Genomic DNA, 18,157 nt, shown 5'->3' with positions numbered 1-18,157 from the left:
TACTATGTCGTTCTTCTTCTTGTGCAAACGAGCGATTTAACTTGTTGGCAATGACCGCCTCGTTACTCGGTGTTCTTTTGGGTTTGTATTTCGCAACGGTATAAACGGAAACCAACCCTTGGCTGGCCATGATTCAATCGCATAATAATACGTACTTCGAGAGAGGTTTAGGACGGCGCACATTGCTGATACCGAGTACTTGTGAGCATTATTCCAAATCACATTTACTTTCGTCCCATGATCAGCGCGGCTTGCTTTAAAATGTCATTTTCCATTTTGGCGTGAGCCAATTCTTTACGTAATCGTTGGAGTTCCTTCTCTTGTGCAGATTGATTATCCTTCTCTTTAAACGACCCAGTGGTCGTTGCTTGTTTGATCCATTTATCTAAAGAAGACGGCGTTAAATCATACTCTCGAGCAATCGCAGCTCGTGATTTTCCACTCTGATACAGCTGAACCATCTGTTTTTTAAATTCAGGTGTAAACGTTCGACGTTCTCGTTTTGGTTGGGTCATGACACTCGCTCCTTATGGGTTCTTACCTGCAGTATAATCCCCCACAAAAACGTTGTCCAATTTAGTGTAGCCGATTCAGTAAGTGAAGTAAGTGCTCTTACGTGGGATTGTGTTGATTTAGATAAAGGATTAATTATAGTAGATAAGATTCTTATTAATAAAAATCAAGAATGGGTTTTGGGAACCCCAAAAACATCAGCCTCATACAGAGAAATAAAAATTGGTTCAACCTTAATTAATATACTCAAAAATCAAAAGTCGCGTCAGAGGCTAAATAAGCTCGCTTACGGAGAGTTTTATACAAGGAGTAACATTGTATGCACAAAAGAAAATAGAGTGTGTGTGACCCCTTCTAGTTGCAAATATAGCGGTAGTAAATTACGAGAGGTCCTTAAAATTGATTTCAACTTTCATTCACTAAGACATACTCATGCAACGCTACTTTTAGAAAGCGGAGCAAAACCAAAAGATATACAAGCTCGATTAGGTCATTCAAGAATAAGTATTACTCTAGATACTTACTCTCATCTAACAGAGAAAATGCAAAATGAGACAGTCGATATTTTTGAGAGAGCTATGTATGAATAATCCCCCACCGCCGAACACCTAGGGTGGCTGTACGGTGGGGAATTAACTAATCAAATCAATATCGATTCAACACAAGCCTGTTAAATCAGGTTCAGTTATCGTCCATGCGCAAGACAGCCATAAATGCTTCTTGAGGCACTTCGACATTCCCTACGGATTTCATCCGCTTTTTACCTTCTTTTTGCTTTTCGAGTAGTTTTCGTTTTCGAGAAATATCTCCACCATAACATTTAGCGAGTACATTTTTTCGCATTGCCTTAATTGTTGAACGAGCAATAATTTTCGTGCCGATACTTGCTTGAACGGGAACTTCAAATTGCTGACGCGGGATAAGTTCCTTCAGTTTTTCCACAATAATTTTACCACGCTCATAGGCAGAATCACGGTGAACAATGACAGACAAAGCATCTACTTTCTCTGCATTTAATAAGATATCCATCTTCACAAGCTTGGACTGACGGTAACCAATTAATTCATAATCAAACGATGCATATCCCTTCGTATTTGATTTTAATTGATCAAAAAAGTCATATACAATTTCTGAAAGCGGGATGTCATATACAATTTGGACACGCACTTCATCTAAATACTGCATGTCCACAAATACGCCTCGTTTTTGCTGACAAAGCTCCATTACAGGACCAACATAATCATTGGGTACCATGACAGTTGCTTTTACATAAGGTTCTTCTACATGTTCGATTCTTTGAGGATCCGGCATGTTAGATGGGTTATCAATTTTTTCGATTTCACCATCAGTGAGCGTCACATGGTAAATCACGGATGGTGCTGTTGTAATTAGTGTGATCCCAAACTCCCGCTCGATTCTCTCTTGGATAATTTCCATATGAAGCAAACCAAGAAAACCACAACGGAAACCAAAACCAAGTGCTTGCGATGTTTCCGGCTCATATTGCAGGGAAGCATCATTTAACTCAAGTCGCTCCAACGCTTCACGTAAGTCATTATAATCGTTTGTATCAATTGGATAAAGACCGCAATATACCATTGGGTTCATCTTCCGATAACCAGGCAAAGCTTCAGTTGCTGGATTTATTGCGTTCGTGATCGTATCCCCAACACGAGAATCTCCAACATTTTTTATAGCAGCTGTCAGAAATCCAACATCTCCGACTGTCAATTCATCGCATTTCACCGCTTTAGGTGTAAACACACCTACTTCACTTACTTCAAATTCTTTTCCTGTTTGCATCATGCGAATCTTTTGTCCAGGTCGAACCGTTCCTTCAATAATTCGTATGTACGCGATTACCCCACGGTACGGGTCGTAAAGTGAATCAAAAATCAGAGCTTTTAAAGGCGCTTCGGGATCACCATCAGGAGCAGGTACTTTTTCAACTACTTGTTCTAGTATCTCTTCAATACCAATCCCGTTTTTAGCTGAAGCAAGGACTGCGTCAGAAGCATCTAACCCAATTACATCTTCTACTTCTTTTTTCACTCGCTCTGGTTCTGCACTTGGCAAATCAATTTTATTAATGACAGGAAGAATTTCCAAATCATTATCAAGAGCAAGATACACATTCGCCAGAGTCTGGGCTTCAATCCCCTGCGCACTGTCTACAATTAAGAGTGCTCCTTCGCATGCGGCTAAGCTACGCGAAACTTCATAAGTGAAATCGACATGTCCTGGTGTGTCGATTAAATGGAAAATATATTCTTCTCCGTCCTTCGCTTTATATTTCAATTGGACAGCATTTAATTTAATTGTAATTCCACGCTCTCGCTCCAAATCCATTGCATCAAGCGTCTGATCTTTCATTTCACGGTCTGTAAGAGCCCCAGTACGTTCCAAGATCCGGTCTGCTAGCGTCGATTTTCCGTGGTCAATATGGGCGATAATCGAGAAATTGCGTATCCTCGACTGGCGCTCTAGTCTTTGTTCATTATTCATTCGTCTGGCTCACCCCTAAAATACGTACGTATACACTATCCCCTATTATAGCAAGGGAGACACTCCGCATCAATAAGAGCTTTCAGCTTCGTCTTTTTTCAGTTGATTTTATTTACTAACTCCATTTCTAATAGCTCCCATAAATGCTTCAAGTCCAGACCTCGTGGCATTTTCCATTCCTGTTGCTACCGTAAATCCTAAGTCGGAAAAGAAGTTGGACATCCCTTCTTCTTCTCCCAAATTACGAGAATCAGTTTGCTGCTTAGATTCTATATCTATAACTACATCCTTGGGTTCTTCGATACGGGGTTCCGGTATGATTAGGGGTTTTGGTTCATTCAAGCCGGCATGCTCACTCATAAGCTGCACTCCCATCATCCCGCCAAATAATAAACTAATTGCGATTAGAGAAAATCGGTTACGCCACTTTTTCAAGAACCTTCCTCCTTTATTTTAAGTTAAGATGGAATTATTATTTTAAATAAATCTTGTCCTAACGATTATTCAAAACAGGCTTGTCCTAGCCTCATCCTGCCTTTAACTCTTACTTAGCTACATACTATGCAATTAAATAAATAAACAGAACAACATAAAAAAACAGTTGATGGTTAACCATCAACTGTCATCGTGTATAAGCACCGACATTATCTTGATCGACTCTTCCATGCAATGCTGCATTCAATCCCCCTGCAATAACATGAGCCATATCTTCTATAAATACATCTATTTCTTTTGGTGTAACCATAAGGTTATGACCAAGAGGAGCCAATACTTCCTGAATTAACTGTCGCTTTTCGGCATCGCCAAGTCCTCCGACCATACCCATAATAGCTTCTCTTCCGCTCTCATCCGGCAAGTCTTCCTTAGATAATTTTCGTTTCTCACCAAAAGTCATACCTGCTGGAGCAAGACGTCTTGATGGTTTATCTCCTTCTCTCATTTCCTTACCTAAATGTTTTAATACAAAATCAATCGCGTCTGAAGTAATTGTAACAGCGTCCACTACTGTTGGAATCCCTATCGCAATTACAGGAATACCAAGTGTTTCTTGATTCATAGCTTTCCGATTGTTACCCACACCGCTTCCAGGATGAATACCCGTATCCGCTATTTGAATTGTCGTATTCACTCGTTCAATCGATCTCGAGGCTAGAGCATCAATAACGATAACAAAATCAGGTTTAATCTTTTCAATAACACCAAAGACAACATCACTTGTCTCAATACCGGTTACACCCATTACTCCTGGTGTAACAGCACTTACAGATCGGTACCCATCTTGCACTTCTTCTGGAGCTAAATCAAACAAATGTCTTGTAATAAGCAACTCTTCTACAGCTAGTGGACCTAGCGCATCCGGAGTCACATTCCAATTCCCAAGCCCTACAACTAAACAAGTATCGTTTTTTTTCACACCCGACCTTATTAAAAAGGAAGCAAACTCACGTGCAAATACTCGCTCCATATCAGCTTGCAAATCTGTGTCTTTTCTGCGAATTCCTTGCGCTTCAAACGTTAAATAGTTTCCTGCCTGCTTCTGTAGGCGCTTCGCCCCGTCTTCACCAATTATCACTTTCGTCACTTTAACGCCATCCACTGTTTCTTCTTCGACAACAACATCTCCAACATGTGATGGTTCTTTTTGTTTTTGTTTCTGTTGTTGCTCAACAACCATTTCATGCGCTTCAAGTGCTAAATCTGTGCGAATTTGAAAAGGTTCCATATTAAGCTCTTCCACTTACACCGCTCCTTTCTTCTTTGAACTACACCATATTGTCCCTCGAGTTGAAAAAAACATTCATCAATTCTACTTTAGTAATAGTTTGTATTGCATTAAACCACTAGTTTTGGTAAAATGCAGAGTGTTGTACTGTCGTATCAGTGCTTTAGAGATGGCCTTTTCTTATGGGCCGTTTATGACGGAGGTGAAATTAATGCCAAACATTAAATCTGCGATTAAACGTGTAAAAACAAATGACAAACGTCGTGCTCAAAATACTGCTCAAAAGTCTGCTCTTCGTACTGCAGTTAAGAACTTTGAAACTGCTGCGGAAGCTGGCAATGCAGAACAAGCACAAGCTGCGTTTGTTGATGCAACGAAAAAGCTTGATAAAGCCGCTACAAAAGGTCTTATCCATAAAAATGCTGCATCTCGTCAAAAATCTCGCCTAGCGAAGAAATTAAACGGATTGACTGCATAGTAAGACTGAAGTACGGATCATGGGTGCAACCCGTGATCTATTTTAATAAAAACACCAATCACAAATGTGATTGGTGTTTTTTATTTTATTAACCTGCTTCACTTAAGCGAATTAACAACAATTCAACTGCCATTTCTTTTTCTAGACGTCCACTTTTAATACCATAATCAGTATCGGAACAATGGATAATAGCTAAGCGCAAGCTTTCTATTGAAAAAGACTTCATTTTTTGCATTGCCAGTTTAATGACATAAGGGTGTACTTTTAATTGAGAAGCGATTTCTTTTTGTGTATACCCTTTAGAAGCCCTCACTTTTACTTGATAAAAAATCCTAAACTGCCTTGTAAGCAATGCTAAGATCGCAAGTGGTTCTTCCTTTTGCCGTAACAACCCATGATAAGTATGTACAGCCTTACCTGCTTGTCCTTTTGCTGCAAATTCAATAACGGTAAATATACTTTGTTCAACTGTCTCTGCAACCATATTAGCAACATCAGTTTTTGTAATTCTTTTTACATCCTTAGCATACAACATACACTTATTAAGTTCTTGATGCATAAGCATTAAATTGGCACCCACACGTTGAAACATCAGTTCCTTGGCTTCTGTCTCAATTTCAAAGTGCTCTTTTTTCATAATTGATTGAATCCATTTATAAACATTTTCTTCACTAAGCGGACTAACGTCAATTGCTTCAACTTCTTTTTTCAGCCGTTTTGTTATTCGTTTCCTTTCATCTAGTTTTTCATAAGGGGCAACGATAACTAAGACCGTTTCACTTGCTGGCTCATTTACGTACGCTTCTATTGAATCTACATTATGTTCAATTTTAGAAGGCGGTTTCTGACTGGTTGCCAAATAAAAATCCTGTATGACAACCAATTTCCTAGTTGAAAAAAAAGGCACTGTTTCCGCCTCTTCAATAATTTGTTCGAGAGGCGTATCAGCTAAATAAAATCGCACATCATTTAATTCGCCATCATCTTCAGTAAAGAGCACTTCGTGCACATTCTGAAGAAATTGTTCAATTAAATATTGTTCTGTTCCATATAAAAAATAAATTGGTTTTAACGTTTTAGTTGATAAGTCATTCATTATTTTCGTTACGCTCATATGTACTCTCCTATAACATGTCCTTCAATCTATTTTAGACTGAAGTGAAAAGATGGGCAAGAGAGAGCCACCCCTCTCTTGCATCTATGATAAACGCCTTTAACGTAGATCCTAGGAATTCTCGTTAAAAGCGGGAGGGCGATTCGGTATTTTTTACTCTTTCTGCCTTATCCTATGCAAAATCTTTAGAAGTGGTGCCGTGATCGACTTCGTTTTCCATGTATGAACCTATCGAAATATAGCCATACCAGTATTAAGACTCATACTATTTTGTACTAGAAATCCGTTTAGAGAGCCTTTTCATTTATGGACAAATCACGTATACTTAGCTCATACAGGAGGTGCCGCATGAATAAGTTTGAAAAGGACGTTCAGGACAAAGCGAATGATATTGTTCCTTCTGCCGTCGGCTTTATTGCCTCGTTTGCTTTTTTTGCAATCATCTTTATTATTGCCAATATTGCAGACGTGGTTAGCTATTATTAATTAAGTACACAAGAAAAAGGCAGATCACTCTGCCTTTTTTGTCAATCCACCGTTTTTTCCCACTTTACATCTCCATTAACGATTTTCATTTCAATTGATCCATGCAGGTCTGTTCGCAGTATATCAATGTTTAATTCGTCTAGTTTTGCAACGATATCGGGATGCGGATGACCAAATCGATTATTCACCCCCGCCGAAATAAGAGCAATCCTAGGTGAAACCATCTCTAACAACTCATCTGAAGTTGACGTGATACTTCCATGATGACCAACTTTTAAGACATCCGCTTTTATGTTTGGATATTGCTGTAATAACATTCTCTCTCCGTCCTCTTCCAAGTCACCAGTAAACAAAAACGATATACCATCTAATTCCGCAAATAGTACTATGGAGCTATCATTACCTGACCACTGCTGTTCACTAGTTGGATGAAGTACATAAAAGTGTTCATTAATCGAATCACCATTTATAACAAATTGAAGATTGGCACTTGAATGGTGAACCGAAGTTAGAAGTTCAATTTCATTGTCTTTTTCTATAGCTGTGTTTGGGTAAAAAACTTCCTTAACATCGATTTCATTCAAGATTTCAGCCGCACCACCAATATGATCGTGATCCCCATGTGTGAGAATAAGACCCGTAATCGTAGAAATTCCTTTTGCCTTTAAATAAGGGGTAACAATGTCTTTTCCAGTATTAAATTGTGCCCTTTTCTTCATCCACTCTTCATTCCCAAAATCTAGATGGCCACCTGTATCAATGACATAAACTGCCTTCCGATAAGGGAATTCAATGATAATACAATCTCCTTGACCTACATCGAGCATCGTCACGACTACACCACTTCGTGTATAGGGTAAAAAAATGGTTATGGCGATGACAACGATGATTGGTAGAAACAACGCCCATAATCGTATTTTATTATTTTCCCACATCATTCCCATGAAAATGATAGCCGCATACATTGCTGCTATACATAGTAAAGGTGGCTGACCAATGACCCATTCAAATGCATTTCTGCCAAGAACAAGCACTCCATCATGAATCGGTACAAGGATCAAGTCAAGCAAAACAATAAATGGATTCAGCTGAAACGGGATAAGAAAATGCAAGATTACACCGATAAAACTTAACGGAAGTACAAAAAGAGATACAAATGGGATATAGAGCAAATTGAGTACTAAACTTAAAGGAGACCATTCATAAAAATGATATAGAATTAAAGGAAGTCCCGACAATTGGGCAATTAATGTAACGGAGCATAAACGAGTAAAATAAGAGTGCGATTGAACCTCAATCGCTTTTCTCAAAAGGATTAATGAGAATGAAACCAAAAAGGATAATTGAAACCCCAATTGAAACAATTTATAAGGATCTATCACTAAATAACTAAAAAAAATAAAGGAAAACCCATAAAATGGATGAATTTTTATTCGCGTCAATAACAGGAGATAATAAACAAATAACATTGAAGAAGCGCGAATAACGGGTGGTGCTGCCCCTGTTAAAAGAGCAAAAATGGGCAATACGATAAGCATGATCATCATTGCCAGCTCTCTAGTCATTCCAAATCGAATAAGTAAGTAGAACAAGCTCATACTTACAATTCCTACATGAAGTCCAGAAATAGCTAACAAATGAATAATGCCAAGTGTTGAATACGCCTGTAAAACATCCGGATCAACGTATCGTCTGTCCCCAAATGTGAGCGCAACCACAATTCCTCTCGAACCTTCTGGTAATGTATCAACTAATTGTTCAATTAATTGTGCTCGAAATGCCGTAAGTCGTTGCCATAACAACCGGTTTCCTTCAACACAATTGAACGTAGTTGGTTTTGCTTCAAAAGTCCAGTGAATACGCTGCTCTAATAAGTATCGTTTGTAATCAAACGCATATTGATTACGCGCCGAGTAAGGAGATTTTAACACACCAGAAGCATAGCAACTTTGCCCTGGACGATAGGAAGCAAGTTCTGTATCACTTTCATTAGATAAATGCATAGCAAGCATCACTTTTTCACCGGCAGTTGTTTTAATTGTTCCTCGAATTTGGTTTCCATTTAAATGAAGGCGATCATAGATCGTAAAGATCAATTCTGTCTCTGAAGCGGAGAGGTTAGTTTTATTCATGGATTGGTGAAACGTAGAAATAACAAAAAATGAAAAAAAAGGCAACAGCACTGCAGCAACAGTCTTTATTCGATTTTCTCTAAAACCGGTTCCTGCAAGAATTACTGTTGCTGCAATTAGAAGGATAAAAACTTCATTATTTGATCTTAGCACAAGCGCGATAGCAGCAGAAGCTGACAACATGCATATGCAAAGCCTATTCACTCATCTGTCACCGGTTGCGCAAAATAGAGTTTCTTCGTTTTACTTGCATATGCTTCTAGCTCTTCAGTTGTAGCACCTAAACGCTCTAAATCTTGTAATAAAGATGTGGTTAAAGCTAATTTTTCGTGAAATTGCTGATCAACTACAGTGTCGTCGATTTCCACTTCTATACATTCTATACCAGCTTCTTTAAAAAGCTCGACTGCATATGGCTGATTTTTATAATCTTTAGCATAATGAACTTTTGAAATCCCCGCTTGAATCAACGATTTTGCACAATGAATACACGGAAAATGTGTAATGTACATTTCCGCACCTTCCGTCGGAACACCAAATTTTGCACACTGTAATAGTGCATTGACTTCGGCATGAACTGTACGAATACAGTGATTGTCAACCACGTAGCAACCTTGATCTAAACAATGGTCAGAACCGGAAACAGAACCATTGTACCCTCCAGCTATAATCCGTTTATCTCTAACAATTGTTGCGCCTACTTTAAGCCTCGGGCAAGTACTTCTCAATGAGAGTAATTGACTTTGTGCCATAAAATATAAATCCCAAGAAATTCGTTCCATAACGTTCTCCTTTTTCTTAAACATGTCTAAATTGTAGTGTTGAAACGGCTAGCCGTCAATTAATGTCGTTTATTGCACTGAAATCATGTCTTTTAGAGAGTCAAAAGACTTATCTCCAATCCCGCTTACATTTGTAATCTCTTCTATTGTGTTAAATAGACCATTCTCTTCACGGTACTGGATAATTGCAGCTGCTTTTGCGGGGCCAACGCCTTGTAATGTTTGCAATTCTGACTCAGTAGCTGTATTGAGATTAACAAGTGCTGAAGCGATCTCCCCATTGTGTACTAACAGATTAATTTCTTGTTCTTCTCCTTCATAAGGTATATAGAGAACCATTTCATCACTAACCCTCAAAGCTAAGTTAACACTATCCCGATCTGCTTCATCTAAAAACCCTCCTGCAAGATGAATGACTTCATGTATCCTGCTTTCATTTGTGAGTTCATATACTCCCGGAACGGCAACCGCTCCTTTTACATCAACAACGATGTGCGTATCACTTTCAACTTCTGCAGCCTCCTCTCTCTTTTCTTGTGCAATCCAATCTGGTTCTTCAAGCAGCTCATTTTCATTATCCGGTTGTGTTGTTAGCAGATACACGCTCAGCAAAATAATGATTACAACAGCAATGCCACTATAAATAAAAATCGGTTTTCTCACTAGTTCGTTCACGATTTGAGCTCCTTTCTATTTATTATCGGAATGACAAACAAGCTGTACAGCATAACCTAAAAAGAGCTGAGAAAAGGAAGGTGAGCGTATGGCGATCGGTTTTATCGGCACTGGAAGCATGGGGAGTATGCTAGTAGAGAGTTTGATTGATGCGCAAGCGGTTGAACAAAATGACATAGTTGTCATTAATCGGAGTGTAGCGAAATCGGAGGCTTTAAAAAACGCATTTCCGAAAGTGACAATTGCATTTACACTGGAAGAATTAGTGAAAAAGTGCACGTGGTTGTTTATTTGTGTCAAACCAAAAGATATGCCAAACTTGTTTAAAGAACTAGCACCACTTGTTGACACAGACCAATTGGCAATTTCTATAACAAGCCCTGTTTCGATCGCAGACTTAGATTTAGCGCTACCATGTAAATCATGTCGTGCTATTCCTAGTATTTTAAATCGTGCCCGTTCAGGATCAATGCTTTTAAGTTTTGGAGAAAAATGCAGTCCAAAAGATCGAGACAGTTTAACACAGTTTATATCTTCAATTTCAAAACCCCTTCACATTGAAGAACAAATAACACGTGTGTCGTCAGATATTGTCAGTTGTGGACCGGCTTTCTTCTCGTACTTAGCCCAGCGTTTTATTGAGGGAGCAGTCAGTCAAACTGCCATCACAGAAGAAGAAGCAACAGAACTAACAACTTCAATGCTCATTGGTCTCGGCAAGCTTTTAGAGCAAGAGCATTATACATTGCCTACTTTGCAAAAACGGGTTTGTGTTCCAGGAGGAATAACAGGAGTAGGGATTGAAGTACTTGAACAGATGGTTGGTAGTGGATTTAATGAATTATTTAAGCAGACTCAAAAAAAATATCTGGATGAAAAAGAAAAGCTAACTGTTGAATTTTCATACAAATAAGGTAGGAATCTCAATTCCTACCTTTACTCATTTCGTTCTTTTGTTTTTTTATCCTGCATCTATTTTTCGACAAGCAAAGAAAAGTCGTTCACTTTCGTCTGTAGGTTGTTTCGTTAAGAAATCAGCCGTTATTTCTACTAGTGAAAACCCTGCATCTTCCAACCATGACTTATAAATACCTGATTCGAAAGTACGTTCTTTATGCAATTCTTCCACTCGTTCATAATAACCGTTTTTTGTTAATGCAAAGAAAGTCAATTCGTGCTCAATACTTAGTGGTTTTTCCCCAGCAAAACTCGTCCAAATATACGATACGTCTTTAGATGCATCAGCAAAAACAGCTCCATCAAATGCCTTTATCTTTGCAGGAGAGTGAACATCAAATAAAAGCATACCACCTGGCTTTAATTGTTTATAACAAGATGCAAACGTACGCTTTACCGCTTCTTCATCGTCTAAATAATTTAATGAATCACAAAAGATTGTAATCACATCAAATAAACCTAACGGTGGTAGTTCGCTCATATCGCCTTGATATAGTTGCGGGGTGACACCAGCCATCTGAAGTTTCGATTGCGCAATGGAAAGCATTTCTTCTGATAAATCCACCCCAGTAACTTGCCAACCCTTTTGGTCCATAAGCAAAAGCAATTCTCCAGTGCCACAACCAAGATCCAGTACATGATCAACATTCACATTATGTTCCAAAAAAATGCGTTCCATATAACGAAGCCATTCTTCATACTCAACATGCTCCATTAATAAATCATAGTATGAGGAAAAATGCTCGTAACTCATTTTTTCTCCGCCAAATAGGTAAATCCATCACGTTGTTCAATCTTGCGTTCCTTGTACAATTTTCCTAAAGCACGTTTAAAAGCAGCCTTACTCATACCGAAACGCGCATGAATATCTTCTGAAGAAGATTTATCAGTATAAGGCATCCCGCCAGCTTTACGCGCCTCTAAAAAAGCTAAAATAACATCCGCATCGTCTTTCTGTTGATCCGTTCGTAACTGCCGTTGTGTAATATTAACACGGCCATCATCTCGTACAAACTGAACACGACCATGCACAAGTTGTCCCAACCGAGGAATCCCATTTGCTTCGTCTTGATGGAGGAATGCAATTGGTCCATTTTCAATAAATAGTGCTGCTCCCTCATCGAGAAAATGATAGATTGTTCCTTTTACGTTCTGATTCAACCAAGAATCATCCGCTAGAATGGCTTGTGAAGTAATCGGGCTTCCTTTAACGAGCTTGCCCATCAATCTTCCTTTTTTATCCCAAGTTAGTGAGCAAAACAGCTTATCTCCTACAGCAGGCCATTCATTTCGGTCAGTTGGCAGTTCATCCATTGAAACAAAAAGATCTCTTGAGATGCCATTATAGACAAATACACCGTGTGTCGGTCTTACACCAACAACTTCAAGCCAGCCCATCTCGTCATTTTTAATTATCGGTTGAGCCATTGTTGCACTAAGCCGATTTTGATGATCATGATATAAAAAAACAGTTACTGTTTCGTCAACTGCAATCGTTCCCGTTACCTCTCTCTCGTGAAGAAGTATATCGTTTTCCCCATCACTTAAGAAAAAGCCGAATTCAGCCTGACGAACAACGGTTAGAGCTTCCGTGGTGCCTGGTTTCATCATCCTGTTAAGACCTCTCCCAGATCGACACGGCTTGCATCGCCCCATAACTTTTCAAGGTTGTAATAAAGCCGTTCATCTTTATGGAATATATGGACAACAACATCACCAATATCAAGCAATACCCAACGTCCTTGGTCATAACCTTCTAAGCGCTTTATTTCAATGCCCATTTCTTGTGCATTCTTTTTTAATTCATGAGCAATTGCCTGAACTTGTTTTTCAGAATTCCCGTGGCAGATTACGAAATAATCCGCGATCGGTGAAATCCCCTCCATATTTAAAGCGGCAATTTGCTGCCCACGTTTATCATCAATGGCTTCAACCGCCATTAGTAAATGTTGATTCACTTATTTTTTCCCCTTTCAATATATAAAAATTGTACGCTGACATTGTTTCCGGATGGATTGGCAACTCTTTTGAGAGCAAATAAAGCATTGTTTGCTTTAATGAAAATTGACATGCCTCATCTAAATCTCTGCTTGCTAAATCCCTAGCAGTCTCCACACCTGGAAATTTTCTGTTAGGCTCAATATAATCAGCCACGAAAACGACTTTTTCTAGTAACGACATATCCGCGCGACCAGTGGTATGTGATTTGACTGCTTGTAAAATCTCTTCATCCTCAATACCTAAATGTTGTTGTATGAATAACGCTCCACATGGAGCATGAAGCAACGCTTCCCCATATTGTGCCCAATGAGGTTCATTTAATATAGTCGTTACGGTTTTCTTCATTTCTTCATTATCATGATATTTACAAATGTCATGGAGAATCGCTGCAAGTTCCGCTTTTTGAACATTTGCCTTATACTTTTTGGCAAGTGCAATTGCTGTCTCTCTCACACCTAACGTGTGCTTATAGCGAGAAGGTGTTAAATGAGTATGGACAACCTGCAATGCCTCTTCAGGTGTCATAGCCATAAAGACCTCTCTCCTTAATCAGCTCTTCTACTTTAGATGGCACAAAATACCGAATTGGTTTGCCGCTTTGACTACGTTCTCGAATTAATGAAGACGAAATATTCACTTCTATAAATGGCACAACATGCAACTCTTCGTTACCTACACTACCTGAACCTGGACGATTGAATGCAACAAAAGTGACTAACTTCTTCAATTCATCAATCTGATACCATTTTTCAAGCATCTCGACCATATCTCCACCGATTAAAAAGAAAAAGTCATGTGTTGGATACTCATTCTTTAATTGACGTACCGTATCAATTGTATATGATTTCCCTTGACGCTTCAGCTCGATATCGCTTGTTTTAAATCGAGGTTCATCCGACAAAGCCGCCTCTACCATTTGATAACGGTCTCTAGCACTCGTTAACCCTACTCTCTTTTTATGTGGAGGGGTAGAAACAGGAATAAACCAAATTTCATCTAACTCAACTACAGACAACGCTTCTTGAGCAATAAGCATATGTCCAATATGCGGAGGATCAAAGGTGCCGCCAAACAGCCCAACTCGCTTCACGCCTACTCCTCCTTATTAATTCCTTGGTAAATGAATCTTCGCATTCTCTTTTGAAGGTTTATACAAAATAATCATGCTTCCAATAACTTGGACAAGATACGCTTTAGTTCCATTTACGATCCCTTCAGCCACTTCATGCTTGTCCTCCATACAGTTCTGGAGAATGCTCACCTTTATAAGTTCTCTTACTTCCAACGCTTCGTTGATTTGTACGATCATATTCTCGTTCACGCCACCCTTGCCCACCTGAAAAATAGGTTGGATGTTATGTGACTCTGCTCGCAAAAACCTTTTTTGTTTATTTGATAACATTCTGATCTATTGCCTCCATTATTATAAGTGCTTCAGCACTTCTGCTTTCATCTTCTCACGGTTTGCTGTTAACCCTGTCCAATGGAAAATGGAAAGAGCGGCTTGGTTTACAAACATCTCCACCCCAGTCAACACAGGATTTCCACGTTGCTTTGCTGCTTTTATCAATTGCGTTTCAAGCGGGTTATAAATTAAGTCGCTCACAAGGGCTTCCATTGCCAAAAAAGTCACATCGATTGGTTGATTCGTTACGTCTGGATACATTCCCACCGAAGAAGTATTAATGACAATATCAAACTTAGCCAGTTGTTTTTCCGCTTCCGCAATCGTAACTGTTTCCACGTTTGCTGAACTAAATAGCATCGCAAGTTGTTCAGCTTTGTGAAGCGTACGATTAGCAATTGTAATGTTGGCATCATGTTTCGTTAAGCCATACACAACCGCTCTTGCAGCTCCTCCAGCTCCTATAACAAGTACGTTGGAGTTTGCCAAGGTGCTTTGCCTCAATGCTCCAAGTAACGATTCCATGTAGCCATCCGCATCTGTATTTCGTCCAACTAATCGATCGCCCTCTTTGACGATCGTATTAACTGCCCCAATCAATGTTGCATCCTCACCCACTGTATCCAAATACTCCATTATTTTTACTTTATGAGGAATGGTCACATTTAAACCTTCAAAGCCATTTACTTTCATTATTTCGATCGCTTTTGCAAGATTGTCTTCAGGAATATCAAAAGCTACATATTCAGCTGTAACTCCTAAGTCCTGATAAGCAGCACCATGTATTTGCGGACTTTTACTATGACTGACTGGGTGTCCAATTAATCCAAATTTCCTCATACCAATGCCCTCCTGTCCACTGTTAATCCGTATTATGCGTGAATTGACGGACGAACACTTACCCCAACTTCTTTCGGGGCATATACTTCAATCGTAGCACCTTCACTTTGCACTCGTATCCAACCAAGGCCAGAATAGACAATATCCGTTGCTTCAGCGCCTATTTTAAATGTGTGCTTCTTAAGCTCAAAGGTAACTTCCCCTTCTTCTTTAAAAGGAGGTGTTAAAAGAACACCAGCATGATTTTCAAATAAATCATCTGCTTTTTCACGTTTTGTTCGATGAATATGCAGATCATTTGCGACATAGACAACAAACGATGATGGAGCACCTTTTATGAAGTCAAGCCGAGCTAACCCACCCAAAAATAAGGTCTGCTCTTCTTTTAATTGAAACACAGTAGGCTTTAATTCTTTTTTAGGAGTTATGGCTTTTAAACTTTTTGGACTTAACAAGTGGGCAATTTGATGACGATTGATTAAACCAGGTGTGTCAACTAATGATTTTTCATCGCCCAACGGGATGTCAATTAAGTTTAATGTCGTTCCAGGAAAATGGGATGTCGTAATAAAGTGGTCGCCTTCATGCCCATGCAATTTTAGTATTTTATTAATAAAAGATGATTTCCCGACATTTGTGCAACCAACAACATACACGTCTTTGCCTTTGCGGAGTTCATCAATCCGATTAATGACTTCCTCCACGCCCTCGTTTGACACTGTGCTCATCAACATCGCATCAAGCGGTTTTAATCCTTCATCACTTGCCATCTTCTTTAACCAATTGGTTAATTTTCCTCGGTTCGTTGATTTAGGCAATAAGTCTACTTTATTTGCGACAAGTAAGACCGGATTCTTCCCTACAAAACGTTGTACACCAGAGATCCAACTTCCATATACATCTACAATATCAACTACTTTTACGATTAACGCATCTTTTGTATGCAATGAATGGAACATCGCTGCAAATTCGTCATCTTCAATCGCAACTGGTTGGATCTCATTGTAATGAGTGAGACGAAAACATCGTTTACATACGACAACATCCCTTTTTAACGCTGAAGATGGTGCATAACCGATTTTTTTTGGTTCCTCTGATTGAATTTTAACACCGCACCCGGAGCAGTGCCAATCTTGCTCTGTTTCTGTTTCAGACATGCTTATTCCTCCCAATGAATTTGACCTTTTTTCTTCATCCATCTTAATACAATGCGTTCCATGCGCCTGTTCAATTGCGTCATCCATCCATCTGTTTTAGCAACAGGTACGACTAGAATCGTAAAAAGACCAGCTCGATTACCTCCAAGCACGTCTGTAAAGATTTGGTCTCCTATAACAACCGCTTCATCAGTTCGTACATCCATTTGCTTACAAGCCTTACGAAAAGCCTTTCTACTTGGCTTTTTCGCACCATGAATAAAGATTTTTTGCTCTGGATCGCAAAAAGCCTTTACTCGCTTTTCTGTATTATTAGATACAATCGTCACATTCAAGCCCGTTTCTTCTAATTTAGTAAACCAATTTTTCACTTCAGGTGTCGCCTCTTCACGATGCCACTCTACCAATGTATTATCTAAATCAGTAATAACAGCACGAATGCCACGGTTTTTTAATGCGTCTAAATCGATATCATAAATGCTCTTCACATATTGATTTGGAAGTAATTGGCTGAACACGTCAGCACCCCTTTTCTAAACTAAATCAAATAAACTGATCAAACATCAACTATACCGCTGATTCTATAATTTTTCAAACAAAACTACAATCGAACATTTCTTTCCCTCAATACAGCATTCGACATAAACATCATCCTCACAAAATTTTTCGACAAAACCAGCCACACTCCACAATTGTGGATAAAGTTGTTAACGTTATAAACACGAATAGAGCAACCCTTTCAAAAACAAACTCACAATTAACCCACAGGTTATCAACTAGTCAATGTGGATAAATCGAACGGTTGTTCTATTCACTCTCTCATGGTAGGATACAAATTACAATCATATGTTGAGAGGTGCGCTCACTTAAACCGATGGGGAGGTGAACCTGCTATTTGTAAGCAGGAGTTAGATGGAGAATTTATCAGACGAACTCTTAATCGAAACTTATCACAAAGCAGTTGAACTTGAACTTAACAAAGACTTCATTGACATAATTCATGCTGAACTGCTACGTCGTTCTCTAACTGATCAGGTCAGACTCTCTTCTTAATCGTAAAAAAGCCGCACCTTAAAGTAATAATTATTTTAATAGAAACAACAATAAGCCAGCTAGCTTAACTAGTTGGCTTTTTGCTATTTTTAATTGTTTTCATCTTCTTCGATTATTTCTGATTGAGGAATGAATTTTATATATTCACGGGGACCGAATTCATAAAGGTCGACATTTTGGGTAGAAAAGCCTTGTCGTTCTTGGTTACGATGCTTTTCAACTATATCATTTGTCCACCATCCAAAAAGCAGAACAACCGTAAATATCCCTATGCATACAATTGACTTCTTTTTTGTTCGAATAGATTTGCCCTCCAGTTTTATTTATAGAATGGGC

21 protein-coding genes and 1 pseudogene are annotated in these 18,157 nt (G+C 38.9%); 5 read left to right on the top strand and 17 right to left on the bottom strand.

Annotated features, from left to right (window positions below; translation table 11 throughout):
- Positions 1 to 515, bottom strand: a pseudogene (locus BK584_RS24985) (transposase); the annotation flags it as partial.
- On the opposite strand from BK584_RS24985, the gene BK584_RS25485 reads away from it, so the two are divergent.
- Complete coding sequence (locus BK584_RS25485; RefSeq protein ID WP_169870982.1) at positions 507 to 1,103, top strand: site-specific integrase; 597 nt, start codon at positions 507 to 509, stop codon at positions 1,101 to 1,103. The pseudogene BK584_RS24985 and the gene BK584_RS25485 overlap by 9 nt on opposite strands.
- 91 nt (positions 1,104 to 1,194) lie before the next feature.
- Here BK584_RS25485 and lepA read toward each other — a convergent pair whose 3' ends face one another.
- The 3 genes from lepA to gpr form a co-directional block, all read right to left on the bottom strand.
- On the bottom strand, positions 1,195 to 3,018 hold the full coding sequence (lepA, locus tag BK584_RS01410; protein WP_078390933.1) for a translation elongation factor 4: 1,824 nt from the start codon (positions 3,016 to 3,018) through the stop codon (positions 1,195 to 1,197).
- 108 nt (positions 3,019 to 3,126) lie between these two features.
- Positions 3,127 to 3,453 carry a hypothetical protein gene (locus BK584_RS01405; protein ID WP_078390932.1) on the bottom strand — a complete coding sequence of 109 codons (327 nt, stop codon included), beginning with the start codon at positions 3,451 to 3,453 and terminating at the stop codon, positions 3,127 to 3,129.
- Between the two features lie 187 nt (positions 3,454 to 3,640).
- Positions 3,641 to 4,741 (bottom strand): GPR endopeptidase, encoded by a 1,101-nt coding sequence (gene gpr / locus BK584_RS01400; RefSeq protein ID WP_078395324.1) that lies wholly within the window; start codon positions 4,739 to 4,741, stop codon positions 3,641 to 3,643.
- 211 nt (positions 4,742 to 4,952) lie between these two features.
- On the opposite strand from gpr, the gene rpsT reads away from it, so the two are divergent.
- Positions 4,953 to 5,219, top strand: a complete 267-nt coding sequence (rpsT, locus tag BK584_RS01395) for a 30S ribosomal protein S20 (RefSeq protein ID WP_078390931.1) — start codon at positions 4,953 to 4,955, stop codon at positions 5,217 to 5,219.
- Between the two features lie 88 nt (positions 5,220 to 5,307).
- On the opposite strand, the gene holA is transcribed toward rpsT, so the two are convergent.
- Positions 5,308 to 6,333 carry a DNA polymerase III subunit delta gene (gene holA / locus BK584_RS01390; protein ID WP_078390930.1) on the bottom strand — a complete coding sequence of 342 codons (1,026 nt, stop codon included), beginning with the start codon at positions 6,331 to 6,333 and terminating at the stop codon, positions 5,308 to 5,310.
- Between the two features lie 348 nt (positions 6,334 to 6,681).
- Between holA and BK584_RS01385 the strand changes: the two genes are divergently transcribed.
- The gene (locus BK584_RS01385) at positions 6,682 to 6,819 is read left to right on the top strand and encodes a YqzM family protein (RefSeq protein WP_078390929.1); all 138 of its coding nucleotides are present in this window, start codon (positions 6,682 to 6,684) and stop codon (positions 6,817 to 6,819) included.
- Between the two features lie 41 nt (positions 6,820 to 6,860).
- Here BK584_RS01385 and BK584_RS01380 read toward each other — a convergent pair whose 3' ends face one another.
- The 3 genes from BK584_RS01380 to BK584_RS01370 form a co-directional block, all read right to left on the bottom strand.
- Complete coding sequence (locus BK584_RS01380) at positions 6,861 to 9,155, bottom strand: DNA internalization-related competence protein ComEC/Rec2 (RefSeq protein WP_139365588.1); 2,295 nt, start codon at positions 9,153 to 9,155, stop codon at positions 6,861 to 6,863.
- On the bottom strand, positions 9,152 to 9,733 hold the full coding sequence (locus tag BK584_RS01375; protein ID WP_078390927.1) for a ComE operon protein 2: 582 nt from the start codon (positions 9,731 to 9,733) through the stop codon (positions 9,152 to 9,154). Before BK584_RS01375 ends, BK584_RS01380 begins: the two co-directional genes overlap by 4 nt.
- 69 nt (positions 9,734 to 9,802) lie before the next feature.
- Complete coding sequence (locus BK584_RS01370) at positions 9,803 to 10,408, bottom strand: helix-hairpin-helix domain-containing protein (protein WP_078390926.1); 606 nt, start codon at positions 10,406 to 10,408, stop codon at positions 9,803 to 9,805.
- An 88-nt stretch (positions 10,409 to 10,496) separates the two neighbouring features.
- On the opposite strand from BK584_RS01370, the gene comER reads away from it, so the two are divergent.
- On the top strand, positions 10,497 to 11,321 hold the full coding sequence (gene comER, locus BK584_RS01365) for a late competence protein ComER (protein WP_078390925.1): 825 nt from the start codon (positions 10,497 to 10,499) through the stop codon (positions 11,319 to 11,321).
- A 48-nt stretch (positions 11,322 to 11,369) separates the two neighbouring features.
- Here the strand turns inward: comER and BK584_RS01360 are convergent, their stop codons facing one another.
- From BK584_RS01360 to BK584_RS01320, 9 genes are read right to left on the bottom strand one after another with little or no spacing between them, the layout of a single operon-like run.
- Complete coding sequence (locus tag BK584_RS01360) at positions 11,370 to 12,119, bottom strand: class I SAM-dependent DNA methyltransferase (RefSeq protein ID WP_078390924.1); 750 nt, start codon at positions 12,117 to 12,119, stop codon at positions 11,370 to 11,372.
- Positions 12,116 to 12,976: a CvfB family protein gene (locus tag BK584_RS01355; protein WP_078390923.1), complete on the bottom strand. Its 861-nt coding sequence runs from the start codon at positions 12,974 to 12,976 to the stop codon at positions 12,116 to 12,118. The genes BK584_RS01360 and BK584_RS01355 overlap by 4 nt, the downstream gene beginning before the upstream one ends.
- Complete coding sequence (rsfS, locus tag BK584_RS01350) at positions 12,973 to 13,305, bottom strand: ribosome silencing factor (RefSeq protein WP_054712310.1); 333 nt, start codon at positions 13,303 to 13,305, stop codon at positions 12,973 to 12,975. The genes BK584_RS01355 and rsfS overlap by 4 nt, the downstream gene beginning before the upstream one ends.
- The gene (gene yqeK / locus BK584_RS01345; protein WP_367579277.1) at positions 13,295 to 13,897 is read right to left on the bottom strand and encodes a bis(5'-nucleosyl)-tetraphosphatase (symmetrical) YqeK; all 603 of its coding nucleotides are present in this window, start codon (positions 13,895 to 13,897) and stop codon (positions 13,295 to 13,297) included. The genes rsfS and yqeK overlap by 11 nt, the downstream gene beginning before the upstream one ends.
- Positions 13,881 to 14,456, bottom strand: a complete 576-nt coding sequence (locus BK584_RS01340; protein WP_078390922.1) for a nicotinate-nucleotide adenylyltransferase — start codon at positions 14,454 to 14,456, stop codon at positions 13,881 to 13,883. Before BK584_RS01340 ends, yqeK begins: the two co-directional genes overlap by 17 nt.
- A 15-nt stretch (positions 14,457 to 14,471) precedes the next feature.
- Entirely contained in the window at positions 14,472 to 14,768 is a 297-nt protein-coding gene (gene yhbY / locus BK584_RS01335) for a ribosome assembly RNA-binding protein YhbY (protein ID WP_078390921.1), read from the bottom strand.
- A gap of 21 nt (positions 14,769 to 14,789) precedes the next feature.
- Positions 14,790 to 15,611, bottom strand: coding sequence for a shikimate dehydrogenase (gene aroE, locus BK584_RS01330; protein WP_139365587.1), 822 nt, complete (start codon positions 15,609 to 15,611; stop codon positions 14,790 to 14,792).
- A gap of 32 nt (positions 15,612 to 15,643) precedes the next feature.
- Positions 15,644 to 16,768, bottom strand: a complete 1,125-nt coding sequence (gene yqeH, locus BK584_RS01325; RefSeq protein ID WP_078390919.1) for a ribosome biogenesis GTPase YqeH — start codon at positions 16,766 to 16,768, stop codon at positions 15,644 to 15,646.
- Between the two features lie 2 nt (positions 16,769 to 16,770).
- Complete coding sequence (locus tag BK584_RS01320; protein WP_078390918.1) at positions 16,771 to 17,286, bottom strand: YqeG family HAD IIIA-type phosphatase; 516 nt, start codon at positions 17,284 to 17,286, stop codon at positions 16,771 to 16,773.
- A gap of 394 nt (positions 17,287 to 17,680) precedes the next feature.
- Here BK584_RS01320 and BK584_RS01315 point away from each other — a divergent pair, with 394 nt between their 5' ends.
- On the top strand, positions 17,681 to 17,821 hold the full coding sequence (locus tag BK584_RS01315) for a sporulation histidine kinase inhibitor Sda (protein WP_078390917.1): 141 nt from the start codon (positions 17,681 to 17,683) through the stop codon (positions 17,819 to 17,821).
- The last annotated feature ends 336 nt before the right edge of the window (positions 17,822 to 18,157 follow it).

Source organism: Shouchella patagoniensis (assembly GCF_002019705.1).
Classification (GTDB): domain Bacteria; phylum Bacillota; class Bacilli; order Bacillales; family Bacillaceae_D; genus Shouchella; species Shouchella patagoniensis.
The sequence above is the reverse complement of the archived record's forward strand: the minus strand, read 5'-3'. Positions and strand labels throughout refer to the sequence as shown.